Source organism: Ruegeria sp. AJ12 (assembly GCF_056536245.1).
This window is the reverse complement of sequence record NZ_JBQFJJ010000001.1, coordinates 591,786-613,152: the sequence shown is the minus strand read 5'-3', so window position 1 is coordinate 613,152 and position 21,367 is coordinate 591,786. Positions and strand designations below refer to the sequence as shown.

18 protein-coding genes are annotated in these 21,367 nt (G+C 57.4%); 15 read left to right on the top strand and 3 right to left on the bottom strand.

Features of this window, described 5'->3' with window-relative positions:
- The first annotated feature begins 33 nt into the window (after nucleotides 1–33).
- Nucleotides 34–588, top strand: coding sequence for a helix-turn-helix domain-containing protein (locus tag ACR3E0_RS03025; protein ID WP_480476042.1), 555 nt, complete (start codon nucleotides 34–36; stop codon nucleotides 586–588).
- Nucleotides 585–1,103 carry an N-acetyltransferase family protein gene (locus tag ACR3E0_RS03020; RefSeq protein WP_480476040.1) on the top strand — a complete coding sequence of 173 codons (519 nt, stop codon included), beginning with the start codon at nucleotides 585–587 and terminating at the stop codon, nucleotides 1,101–1,103. Before ACR3E0_RS03025 ends, ACR3E0_RS03020 begins: the two co-directional genes overlap by 4 nt.
- 48 nt (nucleotides 1,104–1,151) lie before the next feature.
- Here ACR3E0_RS03020 and ACR3E0_RS03015 read toward each other — a convergent pair whose 3' ends face one another.
- Entirely contained in the window at nucleotides 1,152–1,988 is an 837-nt protein-coding gene (locus ACR3E0_RS03015) for a phenylalanine 4-monooxygenase (RefSeq protein WP_480480932.1), read from the bottom strand.
- 83 nt (nucleotides 1,989–2,071) lie between these two features.
- Here ACR3E0_RS03015 and ACR3E0_RS03010 point away from each other — a divergent pair, with 83 nt between their 5' ends.
- Nucleotides 2,072–2,530, top strand: coding sequence for an Lrp/AsnC family transcriptional regulator (locus ACR3E0_RS03010; protein ID WP_480476038.1), 459 nt, complete (start codon nucleotides 2,072–2,074; stop codon nucleotides 2,528–2,530).
- Between the two features lie 23 nt (nucleotides 2,531–2,553).
- Here ACR3E0_RS03010 and ACR3E0_RS03005 read toward each other — a convergent pair whose 3' ends face one another.
- Together ACR3E0_RS03005 and ACR3E0_RS03000 are read right to left on the bottom strand one after the other, a co-directional pair.
- The gene (locus tag ACR3E0_RS03005) at nucleotides 2,554–5,697 is read right to left on the bottom strand and encodes an efflux RND transporter permease subunit (protein WP_480476036.1); all 3,144 of its coding nucleotides are present in this window, start codon (nucleotides 5,695–5,697) and stop codon (nucleotides 2,554–2,556) included.
- Nucleotides 5,698–5,709: 12 nt separating this feature from the next.
- Complete coding sequence (locus ACR3E0_RS03000) at nucleotides 5,710–6,870, bottom strand: efflux RND transporter periplasmic adaptor subunit (RefSeq protein WP_480476034.1); 1,161 nt, start codon at nucleotides 6,868–6,870, stop codon at nucleotides 5,710–5,712.
- Nucleotides 6,871–6,957: 87 nt separating this feature from the next.
- On the opposite strand from ACR3E0_RS03000, the gene ACR3E0_RS02995 reads away from it, so the two are divergent.
- The 12 genes from ACR3E0_RS02995 (at nucleotide 6,958) to ACR3E0_RS02940 (ending at nucleotide 21,353) form a co-directional block, all read left to right on the top strand.
- The gene (locus tag ACR3E0_RS02995) at nucleotides 6,958–7,599 is read left to right on the top strand and encodes a TetR/AcrR family transcriptional regulator (protein WP_480476032.1); all 642 of its coding nucleotides are present in this window, start codon (nucleotides 6,958–6,960) and stop codon (nucleotides 7,597–7,599) included.
- 454 nt (nucleotides 7,600–8,053) lie between these two features.
- The gene (locus ACR3E0_RS02990; RefSeq protein WP_480476030.1) at nucleotides 8,054–9,241 is read left to right on the top strand and encodes a hydroxymethylglutaryl-CoA reductase; all 1,188 of its coding nucleotides are present in this window, start codon (nucleotides 8,054–8,056) and stop codon (nucleotides 9,239–9,241) included.
- Nucleotides 9,238–10,149 (top strand): UbiA family prenyltransferase, encoded by a 912-nt coding sequence (locus ACR3E0_RS02985; RefSeq protein ID WP_480476028.1) that lies wholly within the window; start codon nucleotides 9,238–9,240, stop codon nucleotides 10,147–10,149. Before ACR3E0_RS02990 ends, ACR3E0_RS02985 begins: the two co-directional genes overlap by 4 nt.
- Nucleotides 10,146–12,602, top strand: coding sequence for a PEP/pyruvate-binding domain-containing protein (locus ACR3E0_RS02980; protein WP_480476026.1), 2,457 nt, complete (start codon nucleotides 10,146–10,148; stop codon nucleotides 12,600–12,602). The genes ACR3E0_RS02985 and ACR3E0_RS02980 overlap by 4 nt, the downstream gene beginning before the upstream one ends.
- A complete protein-coding gene (locus ACR3E0_RS02975; protein WP_480476024.1) occupies nucleotides 12,595–13,695 on the top strand; it encodes a BtaA family protein in 1,101 nt (366 codons plus the stop codon). Before ACR3E0_RS02980 ends, ACR3E0_RS02975 begins: the two co-directional genes overlap by 8 nt.
- Nucleotides 13,692–15,023, top strand: coding sequence for a hypothetical protein (locus ACR3E0_RS02970; protein WP_480476022.1), 1,332 nt, complete (start codon nucleotides 13,692–13,694; stop codon nucleotides 15,021–15,023). Before ACR3E0_RS02975 ends, ACR3E0_RS02970 begins: the two co-directional genes overlap by 4 nt.
- Nucleotides 15,020–15,865, top strand: coding sequence for a hypothetical protein (locus tag ACR3E0_RS02965; protein WP_480476020.1), 846 nt, complete (start codon nucleotides 15,020–15,022; stop codon nucleotides 15,863–15,865). The genes ACR3E0_RS02970 and ACR3E0_RS02965 overlap by 4 nt, the downstream gene beginning before the upstream one ends.
- Nucleotides 15,858–17,279: an AMP-binding protein gene (locus tag ACR3E0_RS02960; protein ID WP_480476018.1), complete on the top strand. Its 1,422-nt coding sequence runs from the start codon at nucleotides 15,858–15,860 to the stop codon at nucleotides 17,277–17,279. The genes ACR3E0_RS02965 and ACR3E0_RS02960 overlap by 8 nt, the downstream gene beginning before the upstream one ends.
- 490 nt (nucleotides 17,280–17,769) lie before the next feature.
- Nucleotides 17,770–18,333 (top strand): GbsR/MarR family transcriptional regulator, encoded by a 564-nt coding sequence (locus tag ACR3E0_RS02955; RefSeq protein ID WP_480476016.1) that lies wholly within the window; start codon nucleotides 17,770–17,772, stop codon nucleotides 18,331–18,333.
- Between the two features lie 77 nt (nucleotides 18,334–18,410).
- Nucleotides 18,411–18,923, top strand: a complete 513-nt coding sequence (locus ACR3E0_RS02950; protein ID WP_480476014.1) for a DUF4166 domain-containing protein — start codon at nucleotides 18,411–18,413, stop codon at nucleotides 18,921–18,923.
- Between the two features lie 149 nt (nucleotides 18,924–19,072).
- Nucleotides 19,073–20,158: a saccharopine dehydrogenase family protein gene (locus tag ACR3E0_RS02945; RefSeq protein ID WP_480476012.1), complete on the top strand. Its 1,086-nt coding sequence runs from the start codon at nucleotides 19,073–19,075 to the stop codon at nucleotides 20,156–20,158.
- Nucleotides 20,159–20,595: 437 nt separating this feature from the next.
- A protein-coding gene (locus ACR3E0_RS02940; RefSeq protein ID WP_480475693.1) for an IS5 family transposase occupies nucleotides 20,596–21,353 on the top strand; the annotation gives its coding sequence in 2 pieces (ribosomal slippage) (nucleotides 20,596–20,917 and nucleotides 20,917–21,353; 759 coding nt in all).
- Nucleotides 21,354–21,367: the final 14 nt, after the last annotated feature.

Sequence of the window (21,367 nt, the reverse complement as noted above, 5' to 3'; positions counted from 1 at the left end):
CTCGTATTCGATCTTTTTTCTCTGATATGAGCAATGCTTGATACCCTTTCGAACCGACTTGCGACACGCCTGAACGAACTGCGCCACTACCACGGATGGTCACTGGACCAATTGTCGAACCACAGTGGGATAAGCCGCGCGACCCTGTCGCGCATGGAAAAAGGCGAAGTCAGTCCGACGGCGGAAAACCTGGGCCGACTGTGCGCAGCGTATGGTTTGCCGATGTCCCGCTTGTTGATGATGGTCGAAGACAGCTTTGACCCCAAGGTTCCTTTTGAACGCCAGGCGGAATGGAGCGACCCTGAGACAGGGTTCACGCGCCGGTCTGTCTCGCCCCCAGCAAACGGGCTGACTGGTGAAGTGCTGGAATGCCATCTGCCACGCGACACGGTGATCGCCTATGAGGCACCGCCCAAACCCGGGCAGGAGCATCACCTGATCATGCTGGACGGTGGGTTGACGCTCACTGTCGACGGTACGCCACATGTACTCAGCGGCGGGGATTGCCTGCGCTATCACCTGTCTGGTCCGACGCGATTTGAAACAGGTGTGAAACGCGGCGCCCGCTACCTGCTGGTGTTGATATGATCACCCGACTGACGGCCGCTTATTTCGAAGATGCGCTGAATGATCTGACGGATATTCTGCATGCCTGTGTTCAGACCGGCGCCAGCATCGGCTTTGTTCTGCCATTTGCACCTGAGGACGCCAGATCGTATTGGACAGCGAAAGTGAAGCCCGATCTGGCCTCGGGGGCACTGGACCTGTTCGTGATTTACGGAGAGGGCCAAATCCAAGGAACCGTGCAACTGATCCCCGCAAACATGCCCAACCAACCGCACCGGGCGGACGTGGCAAAACTGCTGGTTCATCCGAACGCCCGGCGACGCGGTCTGGCGCGCGCGCTGATGCAGGCACTGACCGAGCGGGCAGAACAATTGGGTCGGACGCTGCTGGTTTTGGATACGCGCAGTTCGGATCCCTCGCGCCTGCTGTACCAAAGCCTTGGGTTTCAGATTGCAGGCGAAATCCCGAACTACTGCCGCAATCCGTTTCAGGATCGGCTGGAACCAACAACATATATGTACAAGGATCTCAGCTAGCCGGCTTGGAATCGCCTGCTTTTGCGGTGGCTCTGGCCAACCGCCAGCCTATTCCGCAACCGTGACTTTTTCAGGGAACTTGTTCGGCAGCAACCCGAGTGCTTGGGCCTGGCGCACATCTGCCAAAAGGTCACGCTCCGCCGCAGCAAACAGGTCCTCCGGATCGTTCAGCACAAAATATCCCATCTGATGCATGTCGATCCGATACGGCGTCCGGAGGATGGTCAGAATGTCAAATTCATCCCGATCCGGGATGTCACTGGTCACCGCGTAGACGAGTTCGGTTGGGGAAGAGGCAAGCCCGGACCCTAGCGCCTTGATCTCACCATCCTGACAGCGCAGGCCGAATTCGATCGAAAACCAATACAGCCGGATCAGCCAGGAATAGTCCGCAGCATCGGCCCGGACACCGGCGCGCCCGATTGCATGGCTGAATGCCGCAAACCGGGGATCGCTCAACAACGGTGTATGGCCAAAGATCTCGTGAAAGATATCGGGTTCTTCGATGTAGTCGAAATCCTCGCGCGAGCGAATGAAAGACGCCGCCGGAAAGACCCGATCTGCAAGCATGCCAAAGAAGGTCTTGAATCCAATCAGCGCCGGGACCGGTTGCACGCGCCACCCGGTCATGTCCATCAGCCGGTCAGAGATATCGGTGCAGGAGGGCACAGCCGTCTTTGGCAAGTCCAGCCGCGCCAGACCGTCGATATACTCCCGCGCCATGTAGCGCTGCACATTTTCTTGCTGTGCCGCATAGAGGTCCGCCCAGACGGCATCCTCTTCGGGGGTGTAGTCAATATGGCCGCGTTCATCTGCCACTTTGGCAGTGTATTTGGTCGATTTCGGCATAGGCATCCTCCTGCTCGAAAACAGGATACACCTCAGCTGTGGAGCGTTTCGTTTGGAAATCGGCAGAAATCTAAGTATATTGGCATAAACATATCGAAATTGGAGATAATTCGGATCAAATGCTTCACCAAGCAGATATCACCATCCTGCGTGAATTGCAGATCAGCGGCCGCCTGTCGATGCAGGAACTGGCGGAACGAACAGGACTGTCGGCCTCGCAATGCTGGCGACGCGTGCGTGATCTTGAGGCATCCGGCGTGGTTTCAGGGTACCGCGCGCAGGTCGCGGCCAAGGCTGTCGGATTGAATGCGATCGCTTATGTTCACGTGGCTCTGCGCGACCATCAGGAAGACAGCATTTCCAACTTCCTGCGCCTTGTGGAAACCGAACCACAGATTGTCGAATGCGCCTCGATCACCGGGGATCATGATTTCATCCTGAAGGTGTACGCCAAAACCCCGGAAGATCTGGAAGTTTTCATCATGCAGCGCCTGCTGAAATCCGGGCTTGTCCGAGACACCCGCAGCAATTTTGTTCTGCGCCAGACCAAAACACGCGGCCCTTTGCCGATCCTCTGAATTGCGGCGCGGGGCCCAGACCCTTATTCAACCGCCAAACTGTGCACTGCAACGGCCTTTCCTGGACCCGCAGCGGCGCTTTGCTGGCTTTCCCTAAACCGCCCACGGTAAACCAGCGCAAATACGGGCGGCGTGAAATAGAAGGAAACGACCGTCGACAGCAGCACGCCACCGGCAATCGCAACCGCGAATGGCGGCCAGAACGCGCCTCCGTCCAGGATCAGCGGCAGGAAACCCCCGAACGTTGTTACGGTGGTCGAGATGATGTGACGGCTGGACCCGGTGACCACACGCGCCATGGCCGCGCGATCTCCGCGACTGGCTGCGGGGTCTTGCTGCAGGCCGGTCAGGATGATGATGGCAGCATTGATCGAAACACCGATTGACCCGATCACCCCGATAATGGCCTGAATACCAAAGGGAAATTGCATGACGGCCAGCGACAGCATCGACAGCCCCGCCGACAGGACGCAGACAACCAAAGTCACCAGAGTCAGCCGGAACGAATTGAAGGTCAGCACAATGGTTGCAATCGACAGCGTGACGATCAGGCCAACCGATGCCATCAGGTTGCCAACCGTGTTCGACCGTGCATCGCTGTCACCACCCAAGGAGATCGAGTATCCTTGCGGCAGCACAAAGCCCGATGCATCCAACGCCTCCAAGACATCCTGCAATGCCTCTTCGGGCAGAACGCCCGGAACGATGAACGCCTGGATCGTGTTCTCGCGCACGCCATCCGTTCGGGTGATCACGCTTTCTGCAGGTTCGATGACAGGCTTGGCCAGTTCTGACAGAGGCACGGCGGGAAAAGCACCGGTGGCCGAAATCGCCGCCGCGTCTGGCAACAGAATGGGCATGCTGGCGATCGCGCTGAGGTCGGATCGCACGTCCTCGCCCAGACGTACACGCACCGGCAGCTGTTCCGTCCCCTCGATCAACGACCCTCCGGTCACCCCGACAAGAGCCGTATCCAGCTGCGTCGCGATATCCGTGACATCCAGGCCCAACAGACGGGCTTTGACCTCATCAATCTCAAAACGAATCTGCGGATTGCCGCCATTCACGCTGGCGCGGGCCTGTGTCACGAGATCGAGATTGGCCATCACGGACCGCACCTCGTCCCCGAGGTTGCGCAGGACCGTGATGTCCTGCCCCTGAATCTTGACCTCGACCGGCGCCGCAACGGGGGGGCCTTGAACCAGATTCCGAACGATGATCTGAGCATCGGGAAAGTCGGCATCCAAGCGCGCCTGCAGCTCTCCGACAAGGCGTGCAGCATCGGCGTCGGTTTCAGTGGTGATCATGGCCTGCGCAAATCCCGGCTCGCGCGACCGGTTCCCCACGATATTGTAGTAGAAGGCCGGGCCGGATTCTCCGACGGTCCAGTAGACACTTTTGACCCCGGTGTCGCTCAGCAGCATGTCGTCGATTTGACGGGCCGTGTTCCGCGTCGTTGCGATGGACGTGCCCCCGGGCATGTCAACTTCGATGTAGAACTGGTTCCGATCCACGCCGGGAAAGAACTGCGCTGTCAGGGTCGGGAACGCCGCAAACCCCAGAACCGGCAGGATCAGGGCCACTACAATGGACCGTATCGGGTTGGCGACGGACAATCGGATCGAAGCCTCAAACAGACGGCCAAGGGGGGGAATGCGGATACCCTGGCTCAGCATTCCGGCGTCAGGTTTGCTCGACAGAACCCAGCCTGCGATGGCCGGTGTCACTGTCAGAGCGACAAACAAAGACCACACCAGCATCAAAACCACGGCGATGGCGATGGCGCCGACAAAATCCCCGGCAGGCCCCGGCAATAGTATCATCGGCATGAATGCCAAAGCCGTGGTTACGGTCGACGCCAAAAGGGGTGCCGCCAGACGGCGCACCGCATCCCTCACGGCGGCAATGCGCTCCATCCCGTCCTGCAGACGGCGCCGGATCTCGTCCGTCATGACAATTGCCGCATCCACGAGCAAACCCAGCGCGACGATCAATCCGGTGACAGACATCTGGTGGATCGGCAACCCGATCATGTTCATGGTCGCAAGCGTCGCCAAGGACACAACGGGCAGCACAAGAGCCACTATGGCCGCCGCTCGTACACCCAGCGTTATGAGCAGCACTGCCACAACCAACCCGACGCCGATGGCCATGTTGAGTCCAACCTCGGTCAGGCGATCGGTTGTGTATCCACTTTGATCAAACAGCAGCAATTCCTGAATGCCCAAAGGCACGGAGTCGGCACCGGCCGCAAGTTCATCGCGCAGAAAGCCCATCCATCGGTCGATCTGAACGTCGTCTTGTGCCAGCACGCCAATCAAAACCGCCGGCATTCCATTGGCCACCGCAATCGCCGATTGCGGCGTGCGCGCCCCACGGTCGACATGCGCGATGTCGCCCAGCAGGACAACGGCGCCTCCGGTGCTTTCGCGCAGCACAATGTTCCGAATGCGATCCAAGTTTTCGATTTCACCGCTGATGTTGATGGTTAGATCAACATCGGATTGCAGCCGGCCGGATTGAGTTTTTCCATCCGCTTCGGAAATACGCTGCGAGATTTCCGTCGCACTGAGACCCAGTGCCGTGGCCTTGTCCATATCGACACTGACCAGAATTTCTTCCTCTGGTTGCCCGAAGTAATCCACTGCGCGGGTTGCAGGAATTGCGCGCAGCCTGTCGCCAAGCGCTTCGGCATGGCGGGACAGAAGCGTAACGGGATAATCGGCGCTGCCTGCGGTAACCGCAATGACGGCGGAATAGGCCGAGACACCTTCGGCATCGAATTCCGGCGGCAGGACGCCTGCCGGAAAATTCTGCGTTGCATCATCGACGGCATCGCGCGCTTCGGACCAGACCTGCTCGATGGTGGCTTCGTCCAGTGTCTCGAGCAATTCAACCGACACCACGGACACGCCCGATCTCGACACCGAACTGATTTCGTCCACCTCGGCGATCTTGCGCAGTTCTTCCTCGATTTCTGCGGTGACCAGGGCCTCGACCCGTTCCGGGTCAGCCCCCGGAAACTGCGTGGTGACCGTTGCAAAAAGGTTGGTTATGGTCGGGTCTTCCTGACGCCCCAGCGACAGGAAAGAGGACAACCCGGCAGAGACAAGAACCAGGATGATCAGAGCGACCAGCCGCGGGTGACGAAAGGTGAGCGTTTCCATCTGACGGCTCCGTCACTCGTTCATTTCAAAGGCGACACGCTGCCCAACGGTCACCCGTTGCGGACCCTGATCGATCAGAACCGTTCCGTCCGGAAAGGCACCGCGCACAAAGACACGCTCGTCTTCGGCATGCAGCACTTCAACCGTCGCCACGCGCACGGTTTTCTCGGGGTCGGCCACCAGCAGCGTCCACCGGCCCCGGGTGCCTTCTTTCAGGGACGTCGTCGGCACCCACGTACCTGCGCTTTCAACCGGTTGGCGAATATGGACGCGCGCTGTCTGCCCAAACGCAACGTCGACGCCGTCCTGCAAATTGAACAGGGCGGTCCGTGTGCGCGTCAGCGGATCAATGTCGGGCCGCAGAGTCGCCAGGTTCGCGGTCAGTTCTTCGCCACCGATTTCAATTTCCACCTCCGACAACAGCATCGGATCCACATCCAGCGGAATGCCGATCCGAACCTGGGGGGATACGACTTCGACCATGCCAAGGACCAGATCACCGGGTCGCAGAGTCTCTCCTCCATCCACATGCCGGGCCGTGACGCGACCAGCAAATGGGGCCTCGATACTGGATTTTTCTATCCGAACTGTCACGTCCTGAAGGGCGGCATCAAGCTCACCCATTCGCGACATCAATTCGTCCTGTTGGGCCACCGCCTCGTCCAGACGCGCCTGGCTGGTGAATCCCTGCTCGATCAGTTTCGCGTTTCGTTCAACCGTTTTCTGTGCAAACACCAGTTGGGCTTCGACCGCGTCGCGGGACGCGGTCAACCGGTCGCGCTCAACGTCCAGCAAGGCAATGTCGAGGGTGGCCAACAGCTGCCCTTTCACAACTCCATCACCTTCGTCGACAAGTATCTTGTCCAGCGTTCCACTCAGTTCGAAGGAGATGTCGGCGGACCGCTGCGCTTCGACCTGGCCGATAAACACGCGATCTATGAGATAGCCGGTTTCCTGAGTGATCGGCGTTGCCGACACGGGCGTAACCGCAGCCGCATCGGGCGCAGGCACGGCCTCGGCCCGACGTGTCAATTCCGAGGCCCCGAAATGAACCGCGGCAGCGGCGGCGGCTATGACGCTGAGGGTCAGACCAAACCGCACTCCACCACGGATAATGCGCGCCAAAAGGCTGCGCCTGGGTTGCGTTGAGGGAGACTTTGCAGGTTCCGTCATTTCGGGGCCTCGTTAAGTTAGTGACTCTAACATATGTTAGTTCTTCTCACTTTGACAAGGGATACGCGATCTGCCACATGTTGGATCATGACGGGCACAGAAAAAAATCAGGCTTTGCGCACAAGTTTTAAGCATCAGGCGGCTACGAAGAAGGGCTACCATCACGGAGATTTGCGCGCGGCGTTGATTGAGGCGACGCGGCAGTTGGTCGAGGAGAAAGGTCCGGACAGCTTTTCGGTTTCCGACGCCTGTAAACTGGCTGGCGTTTCGACGGCAGCCCCATATAAGCATTTCAAAGATAAGACAGAAATGCTGGTCGCTGCGGCGCTGGGTGGAATGGCGCGACACCGTGAAAACATGCTCGCGGCACTGGAAGGGATCCCCGAAGGGTCCCCCGAACGCGTCACGGCAATTGGGATGGAGTATGTGGCCTTTGCGCTTCGGGAACCCGGTGTGTTCCGCCTGAAATTCGGTGGGTTCACCGATCGCATAACCGACCCGCGTCTTGATGATGCGGGCCAACAGGTTTTTGGCGTTCTGCTGTCAGAAATCGCAAAATGCCTGGGTGAATCTGAAATCACGGACGAGGTGCGCCGTCGTGGTTTTCTGTTGTGGAGTTTCGTTCACGGGCTGTCCTTCATCCTGCGTGATCAGGGTCTGGCCGAGAAGGCCGGGGACGTTGACCTGCATGATATGTTGGAAGACGTTTCTGAACGAATGCTGCGGTGAAAAGCAGCCCGATTGGACGGGATTTTCCTGCAAACACCTATGTGGCCAATAATCCTCTTCTGAAACTGGCGCCACATATAGGGACGTCTAGCCGTTCCATCGTTTCGGAAAGCAGAACGTCAAAATACTGTAGGTTCAAGGTCGCGGTTTTCAGGTTCCAAGACTGTTCAGTTCTCGTAGGCAGTGAAACTCTTGCCAATGCGCGCGCATATCGAGCAGAACGATGCTATTAATTGGGACAAATGCGAGACCCTTTCGGATCAAATACTTGGTGGAAAAATATTTGACTGGATATCAGCCCACCGACTGTTAGTTTGCACAGGCGTCGGTTCTTGATTGCAACACTACTTCGCGGAAAATCTATTGGAGCACGCAGTTGGTAGTTCCGTTTCACGTTCGGGAAATGCTTCAACGCATAAAGGCACGATTTGACGCCGATCAGATACCGCAGCAGATGGCGCCAAACGACGCTGAGTTTTCAATATTGCGCCCGTCCCGCAAGACCACCGCAGAGATGGTTGCGCGCTTTTGGGACAAGTTGAGACCCACAGCCAGTGAGGAAGATCAAGCGCAGATCGCGGATCCGACAACCGTTGAAGCGGCGGAAATCTATGGAGCCAATATCGAGAACTTCATCGGGACAGTTAAGCTGCCCGTTGGCGTCATAGGACCCCTGCGCCTGAATGGGATGAATGCTAACGGGGATTTTCATGTTCCGCTCGCCACGACCGAGGCGGCTCTGGTCGCGTCCTACGCCCGGGGTGCATATGTCGCCACCCGTTCTGGCGGTATCAGCACTGCCGTGCTTTACGAAGGCGTTTTACGGACCCCTGCCTTTGTGTTCGAGAGCTTGCTGAAGGCCGGGCAGTTCGTGGATTGGGTCGTCACAAATGTCGACACGCTCAAATCTGCGGCCGAAACGACCACTCGTTATGGCAAGCTTGTATCGCTGGAACCCTTCATAGACACCAATGTTGTCTTCCTGATTTGTCGCTATACCACAGGCGATGCCGCCGGTCAGAACATGGTGACGATCGCCACCGACGCGTTGTGTCACGCGATTGCGGAAAACTGCCCTGTACCTATTGAGAACTGGTATATTGAAGGCAATTTCTCGGGCGACAAAAAAGCCTCGGCTTTGGGGCTCGTGACGGGTCGCGGACGCAAGGTCAGCGCCTCGGTCACGCTTCCCGCCGATATTGTCGAAAAGACATTGGGCACAACGGTCGAGGCGATGCTGGCCTATGGGCGTGTTGCCAATCTGGGGGCGCATTTGTCGGGCCAGTTTGGCGCACAGGCGCATTATGCCAACGGGCTGGCGGCGTTTTACGTCGCGACGGGCCAAGACGCGGCGTGCGTGGCTGAAAGCGCGATGGGCGTCACACGGATGGAACCAAGGGGTGACAATCTGTTTTGTTCAGTGACCCTGCCAAACATTTTGGTGGGTTCGGTCGGTGGCGGAACCGGTTTGCCAAGCCAGGCTGCGGCGTTGAACATACTTGGCCTCAGGGGCAACGGATGCGGCACGGCTTTGGCCGAGGTGGCCGCCGCCACATGCCTATGCGGTGAAATCTCCATCGTTGCAGCGATTGCAGCGGGTCATTTCACCCGCGCCCATGAAAGTCTGGCCCGCCAAAGATGAGTTTTCAGAACCGATTCTGGATTTATCAATCCGAGCGATTTCCGCTGAAGAAAACCGTCCCGCTGCTACTTGTGTTTTCCGCCGCCAGTATCTGCGTGTCCGCGCGTCTGGCGGACCGTCCCTTGCCGGAATGGCCGGCATTTGCGGCAGGTTTTGTGCTGGCACTGGCGCTGTTCTTCCAGATGCGGGTCTGCGACGAGTTCAAAGACGCCGAGGACGACCGTCGCTTCAGGCCAGATAGACCGATCCCGCGCGGTCTGGTGTCTGAACGAGAGGTTCTGCGCCTCGGCTTGTTGACCATTCCTCTGGCCGTGGCTGCTGCCTGGTTCTGGGACCCATCCGTCTTGTGGCTGCTGGGCATCGTCTGGATTTGGCTTGCAGCGATGACGGTCGAATTCGGCGCCCCGGCCTGGCTGAAGGCGCGCCCGGCTCTGTACTTGCTGAGTCATATGGCGATCATGCCCCTGATTGACCTGTTGCTCACGGGCATCGAATGGCTGCCTGCAGGCGGCGCTGCATCCTACTTATGGCTGTTTTTGGCACTGTCCTTTGTGAATGGCTGCGTCTTGGAGATTGGGCGAAAGTTGTGGGCTCCCGAAAACGAGATTGCCGGGGTGGACACCTATTCGGCCCTTTGGGGGCCTCGTCAGGCGACGCGCATCTGGCTCGGATGTGCCTTACTGTCCTATGCGTTCCTTGTCGGCACGGGCATTGCCACCGGCGTTGGTTGGCCAAGTGCCCTAATCGGAGCGCTGGCCTTGGTTCCCTGTGGGCTGGCCGCCCATCGCTACATTCAATCGCCGACGGCAAAAGCCCAATCGAGGATGGACACTGTTTCAGGTCTGTGGGTGTTTTTCTGCTATGCCACAGCGGGTTTCCTGCCGTTCCTGATCGGAGCCAATGCATGACTTTCATTGTCGCCCAAACGGACGCTAACGAAATTTCCGTTGTCGGAGGCAAAGCAGCCGCACTGTCGCATCTCGCGAAGCACGGCTTTGCCCCACCAGCTTTTTTTGTCGTCACCAATGACGCGTTTCGCATAGGGCAATCAGGACCCGTTGCCCAAAAGGGTCTGCGCGCGGCCGTGACCGCCGCAATTGAAACCATTGGACCGGGTCCGTACGCCGTTCGCAGTTCTGGCAAGGCCGAAGATGGTGTGGAACATAGCCATGCGGGCCAATATGAAACGGTCCTGAACGTCCCTGCCAAATCTGTGCTGACGGCGACCAAACAGGTCTGGCAGTCCGGATTCTCGAAAACGGTCGAAACCTACCGCGCGGTCAAATCCGGCGGCGAGGCTGAAGCGCCCGCAATCATAGTGCAATGCATGGTCGATGCGACAGCCGCAGGTGTTGCCTTTTCCGCCGACCCGGTCAGCGGACGACGCGACGTGGTCGTGATCTCAGCCGTTGAAGGCCTCGCAGAGCAACTGGTTTCGGGTGAAGCAGATGGAGAAGATTGGATCATCGATGCCGATGGTGAAGCGGAAAACACTCCGGGTACTCCGTCACACCTGACAGTGAGCGAGGCGCAATCCATCGCAACCCTTGCCAGAAAAGCAGAGGCGCTGTTCGGATCACCTCAGGATATTGAGTGGGCCATTGATAGAAAGGGGCTTCATATTCTACAGGCCCGACCGATCACTACAGCCCTGCGTCCGTCAGCCCTTGAAGACCAAACTCTGACCATTTTCGACAATTCCAATATCGTCGAAAGCTATCCGGGCATCGTCAGCCCACTGACCTACTCCTTTGCCCTGCACGTCTATTCCGAGGTTTACCGAGCATTCGTCAGGCTATTGGGCGTTCCCCGGCAAACCGTCGACCAGAACTCTGTTTTGTTGGACAACTTGCTCGGGCGGATCGATGGGCGGGTCTACTACAACCTGATCAACTGGTACCGCGCGCTGGCTTTGTTGCCAGGGTTCTCACTGAACCGCGACTATATGGAAACGATGATGGGTGTCTCTGAACCGATGCCGCGAGAGGTCACCGATGCCCTTGCCCCGCCCCCATCAGTCGGCTGGCACCGGGTCTTGGACTACGCAAAAGTGGCCAAGGTCGCAGGTGGTTTGATCTGGCAAGCCATCCGCCTGCCACGAACCCGGCGCGACTTTTACCAGCGTCTGAATAGCATTTTACAGGCCAGGTTGGATGTCGACACCTCGAATGCAACCGAACTGGCTGCCGAGTATCGCCGCATTGAAGGTACCCTTCTGGATCGTTGGGACGCCCCGTTGATCAATGATTTTCTGTGCATGATCGCCTTTGGTGGGTCGCGCAACCTGTTGCAGAACTGGTTGGGTGACAAAGGTTTGGCATTGCACAACGACCTCATGATCGGGCAAGGCGACATTGTTTCGGCCGAGCCCGCACAACGCATTGCCCGGATGGGTGCGATGGTTCGTCAGGCAGGTCTGGCCGAGCAGTTGAGGACCAATCCGCACATGCCCGCCCTGACTGGCCACCCGCAGATCGAAACCGAGGTAGAGGCATATCTTGGAAGGTTCGGAGACCGGTGCACGGAAGAACTCAAGCTGGAGAGTATTCCACTGCGCGACGACCCGACCAGCCTGTTGCTGGCCATTGCTGCAAGCGCCGAACGCTCCGCCACCACGCATCAGGAAAACACAGAACCGGATTGGCAGACGCTGTTTGCGGCGAACCCGATCAAACGGCGGTTGGCAAAGTGGGTTTTGAGCTGGACCAAAGCACGCGTACGCGACCGCGAAAACCTGCGTTTTGAGCGCACGCGCATCTTCGGGTATGCACGGCGCGTGTTTTTGGGAATGGGCCGGGAACTTACGGCGCACGGCTTGCTTGAAACGCCAAGGGATGTGTTTTTTCTGACCACGCAAGAGGTTTTGGGTGCCGTCGAAGGTAATAGCCTATCGCCCGATCTGAAAGGCATCGTCGCACAGCGTAAGAAGGAAGATGAAGCCTCGTCCCGACGTCCTGACCCGCCGGAACGCATTGAAATTCGCGGCCCAGCCATCGCACCGGTCTGGTCAGAGGGGACTGATGTTCCGGCAGATACAACACGGGTGAAACACGGCACGGGCTGTTCTGCGGGACAGGTCACGGCACCGGCCCGCGTGATCCGCGACCCCCGCACCGAAACCTTGAGCCCCGGAGAAATCCTGGTGGCGCGTCATACTGACCCGGGCTGGATCGCGGTGTTCTCAAACGCGTCTGCCATCGTCGTCGAACGAGGTTCACTGTTGTCCCACTCTGCCATTGTCGCACGGGAGTTGGGTATTCCCTGCGTTGTCGGGCTGAAAGGGGCCACACACTGGATCGAAGATCGAGAGATGCTGTCGGTTGACGGGGCAAGCGGCACGGTGGAACGATGCGATGCGTAGCAGCGAAATCGAGAAAAAAGCGGATTTCGATCACATTCGATACGCCCAGTTGTGGGAGGACGCAGATGTCCTGACCTCTGCCTTGGGAGATTGTGCAGAACAGACTCTGGTGTCCATCTGTTCGGCGGGGGACAACGCGCTGGCCATGCTGACACTCGATCCCGCACGTGTCGTGGTTCTGGACCTGTCACCGGCTCAGATAGCCTGCCTCAAGCTCAGGATCGGAGCCTACAAGGCACTGTCGCATTCCGAGTTCATCGAACTCACTGGATCCCGCCCAAGCTACCGACGGATTGACTTGCTGAACCGGGCATTGGAGGTCACTGAAGCAGATATCCGGGTTTTCTGGCAGGCTCTGGCACCGGATGTCGAAAGGTATGGCATTGGCGGCGTCGGCAAGTTCGAACGCTATTTTCGTATCTTTCGGACCTGGCTATTGCCGTTAGTGCATTCGCACCAAACCATCGATGACGTTTTCATTCCCCGCACCCCAGAAGCGCGGCAGGTCTTTTTCGACACACAATTCAATACAGTCCGATGGCGGCTTTTGCTGAAATTCTTCTTCTCTCGCTTCATCATGGGACGCATGGGCCGCGACAGCGCATTTTTCGACCATGTCGAGGGTAGCCCGGCCGAACATGTCGCCCGCCGCATCCGTCATGCGGGGGTTGATACCGATCCATCGCAAAACCCCTATCTGCGCTGGATCCTCACGGGCAATCATGGCGATACACTGCCGATGGCATGGCGCCCTGAGCACTATGAAACGATCCGGTCCCGGCTGGATCGCCTGGATATCCGGCTTGGGTCGCTGGAGGCCTTTGTCGCGACGGGAGAGAAAGCCAGCGGGTTCAACCTGTCTGACATCTTTGAATACATGTCACCTGAAACGTTCAGGGAAGTTTACGGCGCGATCTTGACGGCCGCAAAACCAAGCGCACGGTTGGTCTACTGGAACATGATGGCCCCCCGGCGCGTCCCGCTGGTGTACCTAGAAAAGGTGAAAACCCTAGCCGACATCGAAACCCAACTGAAAGCCCGCGACATGGCGTTTTTTTACTCGGATTTCGTAGTCGAAGAGGTGCAACCTTGACCATTCTTCTGCAGATCCTGCTAGCAGCGGGATCGGTGCTGGCGCTGATTGGGGTGATGATGGTCATTCGCCGGCTGGCCAAGGCTGCGGGCCTGAGCGCTGAAGTACAGCGCAAGATGATGCATGTCAGCACGGGTCTATTTGCGTTGCTCCTACCCTGGCTTTTTCCCGACCGGTGGCCAGTCTATATGCTGATTGCCGCGACAATGCTTGTGATGCTTCTTTTGCGTCTGCCGCGTTTCTCAAAAGGTCTTGGCGCAACCCTGCACGGGGTCGAGCGGACATCCTATGGTGACTTTCTGCTCGCCTTGTCCGTTGGACTTTGCTTCCTGTTGGCGGGGGAAAACACGTTGTTCTACGTGCTTCCAATCGCGGTCCTGACGCTGGCGGATGCAGCCGCCGCGTTGGCCGGAACCACCTATGGAACAAGGCGTTTCATAGTCGAAGACGGGCACAAAAGCGTTGAAGGTTCAGTTGTTTTCTTCGTTGTGACGCTGTTGATCGCAATCATCTGTTTTCTGTTCATGTCAGACCTGCCGCCGACAAACACCCTTATGCTTTGCGTTATGGTCGCAGCCTTCGGAACGCTGGTCGAGGCACAAAGCTGGCGTGGCTTTGACAACCTGTTCCTGCCACTTGGCCTGCTCATTTTTTTGAGCGTGCATTCCGACAACTCTCTTGTCGAACTGGCGACCATCGCTGCTGTGTTTTTGACTTCGATCGCCGGATTCAGCACTCTCGGCACAAAGCTGAGACTTACAAAACATGCTACCCGCGTTTATGTCATTACCGTCTTTCTGGTCTTGTCGGTTACCGCGCTTCAAAATGCTGTTCTGCCCATTTTGGTGCTCGTCATGCACCTTTGGGCGCGCGTCCTGAACCCTTGTGACGGCAAATACCCCGATCTGGATATCGTCGCCTCGCTCGGGCTTGTCAGCTTCGGCTGGCTGGCGCTTGGAAACGCGACCGGATGGAACGCAGTATCCTTCTACGGGCTCTCTACAATGGGGCTTGCGATGGGGTTCAGTGTTCTCGCGTTGCGGGGCAACATCCTTGCAGTTCTGGCCATGGCCGCAGCCCTTCTTGTCGTCAGGCATTCGGTCGTTGCATTGAACCCGGACCCATCCCGCTGGGCGGAACCGTTGACAGCTTTGGCTCTGCTGTCACTGCTCTGCTCAAGTGCGGTGCCACTAATGCGGCCAGACTGGTTCGAAAAAGATCGGGTACTGAAATTGACTGTGTTGGCCCTCATCCCCCCGTTGATTTACTATGCTTGGGCTGTCTTGGTGTCGGTCGATTCAGGGTTCTTTGTCGGAGTTTCTTCATGAGCAGAGAAACAATCAAAACAGCTGACGCAAGGCTGACCGTGTACCTGAACGGCCCGGACTGGAATGGCACCCCTGCCGCAACATTCGGTGATTTTTCCTGCAAGTCTCCCGAGGCCGGTGCCGAAGTTCTCGACAAGGGGATAGACCGGGTCAGGAACGCGGGTATCGACCGTATCATCGGTCCGATGTCAGGCGACACCTGGCACAGCTATCGGTTTGTTTCCGATAGCGACGGGTCCGCTCCTTTCTTGATGGAACCCAACAACAAACCCCACGAACCGGGTGTATTCCGGTCAGCAGGCTTTACGGAAATCAGCCGGTACTTCTCGGCCCGTGTGACACTGGAGGACGCTGCAAAGGCGGCACCGCCTGAGACCGATAGCCTTGTGGTGGAGGAATGGGACGGAACTGACCCCGAAGCCCTGTTCCGTCAGGTCTTTGCGCTGTCAACTCGGGCCTTTTCAAAAAACGCGTTCTACAAACCGATTTCCGAGGCGGATTTTCTGGCCATGTACACGCCGGTTGTACCATTGATGAAACGCGACCTGATCCTTTTTGCGCGTCGCCCTGATGGGACATTGGCCGGTTTTCTGTTCGGTATTCCCAACTATGCGGAAGGGCCCGACCCCACATCCGCAATCCTCAAGACCTACGCAAGTCTCGAGCCGGGCGCCGGGCGGCATCTGGCCCACAGATTTCACAAGGCGGCGTTTAGCATGGGATACCAAAGCGCCATTCATGCCCTGATCCATGACGACAACACATCGGCAAATCGCAGTGCAGCGGAAGGTGCGACTATATTCAGGCGCTACACCCTGCTTGGGCTTAAGCTGAATGGCTGATTTGCTCACCCATTTTGCGGCAGCGGTTGAATGTTTTCCGAACAGAACTGCCATAGTGGATGGCAAAGGCCGCCAGATCAGCTTTAAGGACCTTCAATTACGCGTTCACGACCTAGCGGGCCGATGGTTTGAACAGGGCATCCAGTCCGGAGATCGCGTGCTGTTGGCCATGTCAGTTGATGCTGATTTGTATGCCAGCCTCGCGGCCCTATGGTCCCTTGGCGCAACGGTTGTTCTGCCGGAACCGGCAATGGGTGTGGCCGGTCTGCGCCACGCCGCCCGGACCACAGAGCCTAAGGCGTTCTGCGCGGCAGGCGCGTTTACTTTGCTGAAGCTTCTGGTTCCGGATCTTTGGACATTGCCCCTGTTGAAGCCTGGAAAAAGCCGCCGCGACCCGCCATCACACAATGTTCGGTCGGACGATATCGCGCTAATATCCTTCACGTCTGGAACGACAGGCCAGCCAAAGGCCATTCCACGGTCTCACGCGTTTCTGATGGCGCAGCACGATGCAATCGCGCCCCTCCTCGACAGCGATCAGGCAGAGCGCGATCTGGTGGCCTTTCCGGTATTCACGCTGATCAATCTGGCGGCCGGGCGCACAACTGTTCTGCCAAATTGGAGGCTCAGCAAGCTTGACCGTTTGTCGCCTGAGCAGATGGAAAGCTGGATACAAAACCAGGGGATCACCCGCGCCCTCATCCCGCCGTCGCTATGTGAAAAACTGAACCAATCGGACGACACCGGACCGTTGCATACGGTGTTCACGGGCGGCGGTCCGGTGTTCCCTAACCTTGTCGAAGCGCTGCGAACCCGGCACGGGCTATCGGTTATGTGCGTCTATGGATCGACCGAGGCTGAACCAATTGCTCATCTCGATGCAAAGGATATCTCGGAAGAGGATCATCGCCAGATGGCCGGCGGAAAGGGGCTTCTGGTGGGATATCCGGCGCCCGAAGTGATGCTCCGCATTCGGAATAGTGAGATTCAGGTCGCAGGCGCTCATGTCAATGACGGATACCTCGACCCGGCTCATTCCAAGGAAAACAAGATCACGGAAGGCCAAGTCGTTTGGCATCGAACCGGCGATGCCGGCACGCTGGATAACAACGGACGCTTGTGGTTGTGGGGACGGGTGGGGTCCGAAATTGACGTCGCTTCAGGCGCGCTGTTCCCCTTTGCCATCGAAGTCGCCGCGCAACAATGGCCGGGCGTGGATCGATGCGCGCTTGTCAATACGAAGACAGGCCCGGCACTTTGCATTCAGGGATGTACAGATCACGTCGACGTCTGGCGTGACTCTGCGCTTGGATTTGGCGTACCCATGGTGATTACAGTTGAGAAAATCCCCATGGACAAACGCCATGCATCCAAGGTCGATCGCGCGAAACTCGAACGTATCATGGGTTCCTAACGCCGTACGGATCGAAAGCGCACAGGTTTTCATTCGACCAAGTCCAATCGCTCTAGGTGAAAGCTTCTCTGGGACTCAATCCGGTCGCCAACACTCTTCGCACTGTACGCGGAGTTGCAGTGAACCGTCCCTTCACGGGCGCGGCCATTTTTGCAGTATCAAAGCCGAAACAACCCCAGAGCACACGCGACTATGCGTTTCTTGACAACAGCCCGCTCCGTACCCTTTCGTATGACATCCAGAACATGGTCACGGTGTTCAGACAAATGGGCCCATCGCTTGCGGATGGGTGCAATACGCGCGTGCACTATGCCTGCCTTCCAACCGTGCATTGACCTTACCATCGCCGAGGCCGCCGCGAAGGTACACTGCTTTCGGTCAGTCAAATGATCAAGTTTTGAGACAGAGGTCGCCGCTTCCTCAAGGGATTACCTGTCAATAAACCGAATTAGCTCTTGATTCTGATTTAGTTTTGTCTGATGTTTCTGTTGTGACAGAAATAAGTGACATAACGAAATCTGACGCGGCAAGTCAGTTTATCCTGTACTGGGGTGACATGGGCAACCAATGGGGCGTAAATCGCTCCGTCGCGCAGATCCATGCGCTGCTCTTCCTCAGCTCAAGACCTCTCAATGCCGAGCAGATTGCGGAATCGTTAGGCATTGCAAGATCCAATGTGTCCAACTCGCTCAAAGAATTGGTAAGCTGGCGGCTCATTCGTCGCATTCCCGTTCCAGGGGACCGGCGCGAGCATTATGAGGCCGAAGTGGACGTCTGGGAAATGGGTGTTCGTATCGCCCAAGGGCGCAAAGAACGCGAGATTGATCCGGCGGCACAAGCCCTTCGCACCTGCGTCGCCCAAGCTGAAACCGAAAACGGACTTGACCCAACCGCGTTGCGGCGGATGCAAGACATGGAAGAGTTCCTGGTAACGGCCGACACGTGGTTCCGCGACATGCTCACGGTGCCTCGTCCTAAGCTTGTGTTGTTGATGAAGATGGGAACCAAAGTTGTCTCTCTGCTCAACTTCGCCGGAGGCAAAAAGACCCGTTAAAAAATTTGTTCTAAAATTTCTCTTTCAACGGAAACAACAGAATGTACGAAAACAGTGTAAAAGCCACCCCGCCTGGTATGATGCCAGCTCAAATGGAACCCGATGCGGCCAGCAGCCAGGATGATCGGTTCAAAGACCTGCTTGGGGCCAAGGCCTGGGCCCGCCTGCCCAAGACAATTCAACGCAGGTTTAGCAAGCGGCTTCTGGGTGATGCCAGCCTTGCCTATCAGGGCCGCGTGACCGAAATGCGGATGAACCCCGTTGGTCGCGCGTTAGCATTTGCCCTACGCGTTTTAGGAGCCCCGCTGCCGTTTGATCGTACATCAATCGGTCGATCCGCTGTGGTCACCGTCACCGAAGACGCGGCAACGGGCGGACAGTTTTGGATCCGGCAATATGGTCGGGCCGCTGGATTTCCACAGATGGTTGGCAGTTCGAAACGCTTTGCCGGACCCACCGGATTGGAAGAATACATCGGCTTCGGAATTGGCATCTCTCTGAGGCTTGAAAGTACAACAAACGGGCTCTATTTCGTCAGCGACCGGTATTTCCTGAAGCTTGGGCAAAGACGACTCACTCTGCCATGTTAGATCTGTCCGGTAAGGCTTTTGGTAGGCCACGAGGAGCTCGGGGATGGGCAGTTCCGGTTTACCTTGGAACTGGTACATCCGCTTTTTGGCGAGCTGATCTGGCAGGACGCAACCTTCCACGATGCCGAAATCATCGGGGGCGTTCGATCATGAAGGTCGTTATCATAGGTGGGTATGGTGTTTTTGGATCCCTGACGGCCCGATTGCTGGCGCGTGACGGGCACCAGCTTTGGCTGGCCGGGCGACGCCCTGAAAAGGGCCGCACTCTTGCTCAAGACCTAGGGGCGCAGACCCTGAAGCTGGACATCCGCAAAGCTCCGGACGCTCTTTTTGAAGTTGAGCCGGACGTTGTTATTGATGCCGCAGGGCCGTTCCAACACTATGGCGACGACCCCTATTTGGTTCCGAGGCTCTGCATCGCCCATGGCTGCCACTATCTCGACCTGTCGGACTGCGCCGCGTTCACGAAAGGTATTGAAGACTTGAACACCGAAGCGATGGCAGCAAGTGTTTTTGCGCTTTCCGGTGCGTCCAGCGTACCCGGCCTGTCCTCAAGTATCGTCAAAGATTTGATGGGGCGTCTGGACGAAGTCGACCTTATTGACATCGCAATCCTGCCAGGCAATCGGGCACCGCGAGGCATGTCCGTTATCAAGAGCATCGTGAGCGGGGTCGGGCGGCCCTATCAGGTGTGGCGTGACCGCGCTTGGCAGACAGCCACCGGATGGACGGATCGCAAATTGTATGAGCTGAAGCCGGGCATGATGCGCGCTGGATACAGCGTTAACGTTCCCGACATCATGCTTCTTCCGGAAATGACGGGTGCGAGGAGCGTTATGTTTCGCGCAGGCCTTGAGCTTCCGTTGATGAACTGGTCCTTAAGTCTGCTGGCCAAACTAAGGCGGCACGGGCGCTTTGAGCTACCGGACATGGCCTATTCAGCCCTCTACGTTCTCTCGAAAGTGCTCTATCCCTTCGGCAGTGACCGAGGCGGTATGCAGGTGCGTGTTTCCGGAAAGCTTAACGGCTATGACGTAACCCGAAAATGGAGACTGATCGCTGAAAAAGGACACGGTCCCTTTGTGCCCGGGATCATGTGCCGCGCAATCCTGCGAGAGTGTAACAACATGAATGCGGGTGCGCGACCTTGCCTGGCAGAGCTCCCAAGGTCCTTGGTTGAAAGCGCAATGGCGGATCTGGAAATCCATACCGAGATCGTCGACATTTTAGAATAGAGCGCCCCTGATCCACGAGGCGACGTACAGCGGTTGTAGGGCCGCCCGAAGCGCTGCGGGGCCCTTATTCATTCGCAAAGGAAAATCCAGCACTTGCCGCCCAAAGCTTTGCGCCAAATCTGCGCATAGTTCTGCGGTTCATCCTTGACGTATTGCGGGCACCAGTCACGCTCCGCAGTGGGCAAGATTCTGCCCCTTCATCTGATTCAAACCACGTTTTTTTCCTTTGGAAAAGAGCGATTTGGCCAATCTTCTAAAGTTTGTGCATTCGATTGTCTCCGGGCATACCAGACCTGTTTGAGGTGGGGCTGGCCGGTGAAATTTCAGCAGATCGGCTGAACTCCACTTGTACAACCACCAAAGCAAATGACTAGGGTCAGGACCCATTGATTTCCGCACGGCAGCATGATTCACAGTTGTAAAAACGAGCGGTGAATATGTCTGATCTATTCTGGCTGACAGATGCGCAGATGGCGCGTCTTGAGCCCTTCTTCCCCAAGTCCCACGGCAAACCCCGCGTCGATGATCGGCGTGTGTTGAGTGGGATTATCTTCATCAATCGCAATGGTTTACGGTGGCGTGATGCGCCGAGGGAGTACGGTCCTCACAAGACGCTCTACAATCGTTGGAAGCGCTGGAGCGATAAAGGCATCTTTGCGCAGATGATGACCGGTCTGGCGGCCAACCACGGCGAAGAGAAGACCGTGATGATCGACGCAACCTATCTCAAGGCCCACCGAACAGCGACCAGCATGGGCGTCAAAAAGGGGGGCGTGGGCGCCTAATCGGTCGGACCAAAGGCGGCATGAACACCAAGTTGCACGCCATCTGCGACAGTCAGGGGCGGCCACTCAACTTGTTCGTCACCGCCGGACAGGTCAGCGACTACATCGGAGCACGGGCGTTGCTGAGCAGCTTGCCCAAGGTCGAGTGGTTGCTTGGGGATCGAGGCTATGACGCCGACTGGTTCAGAGAAGCGTTGAAAGACAAAGGGGTAAGATCCTGCATCCCAGGTCGGAAACAGCGCAAGAAAGCCGTAAAATACGACAAGCGCCGCTACAAACGCCGCAACCGGATTGAGATCATGTTCGGCAGGCTGAAGGATTGGCGGCGTGTTGCCACACGATACGACAGATGTCCCAAGGTCTTCCTCTCCGCAATCGCACTCGCCGCTCTGGTCATCTATTGGCTATGAGTCCTGACCCTAAC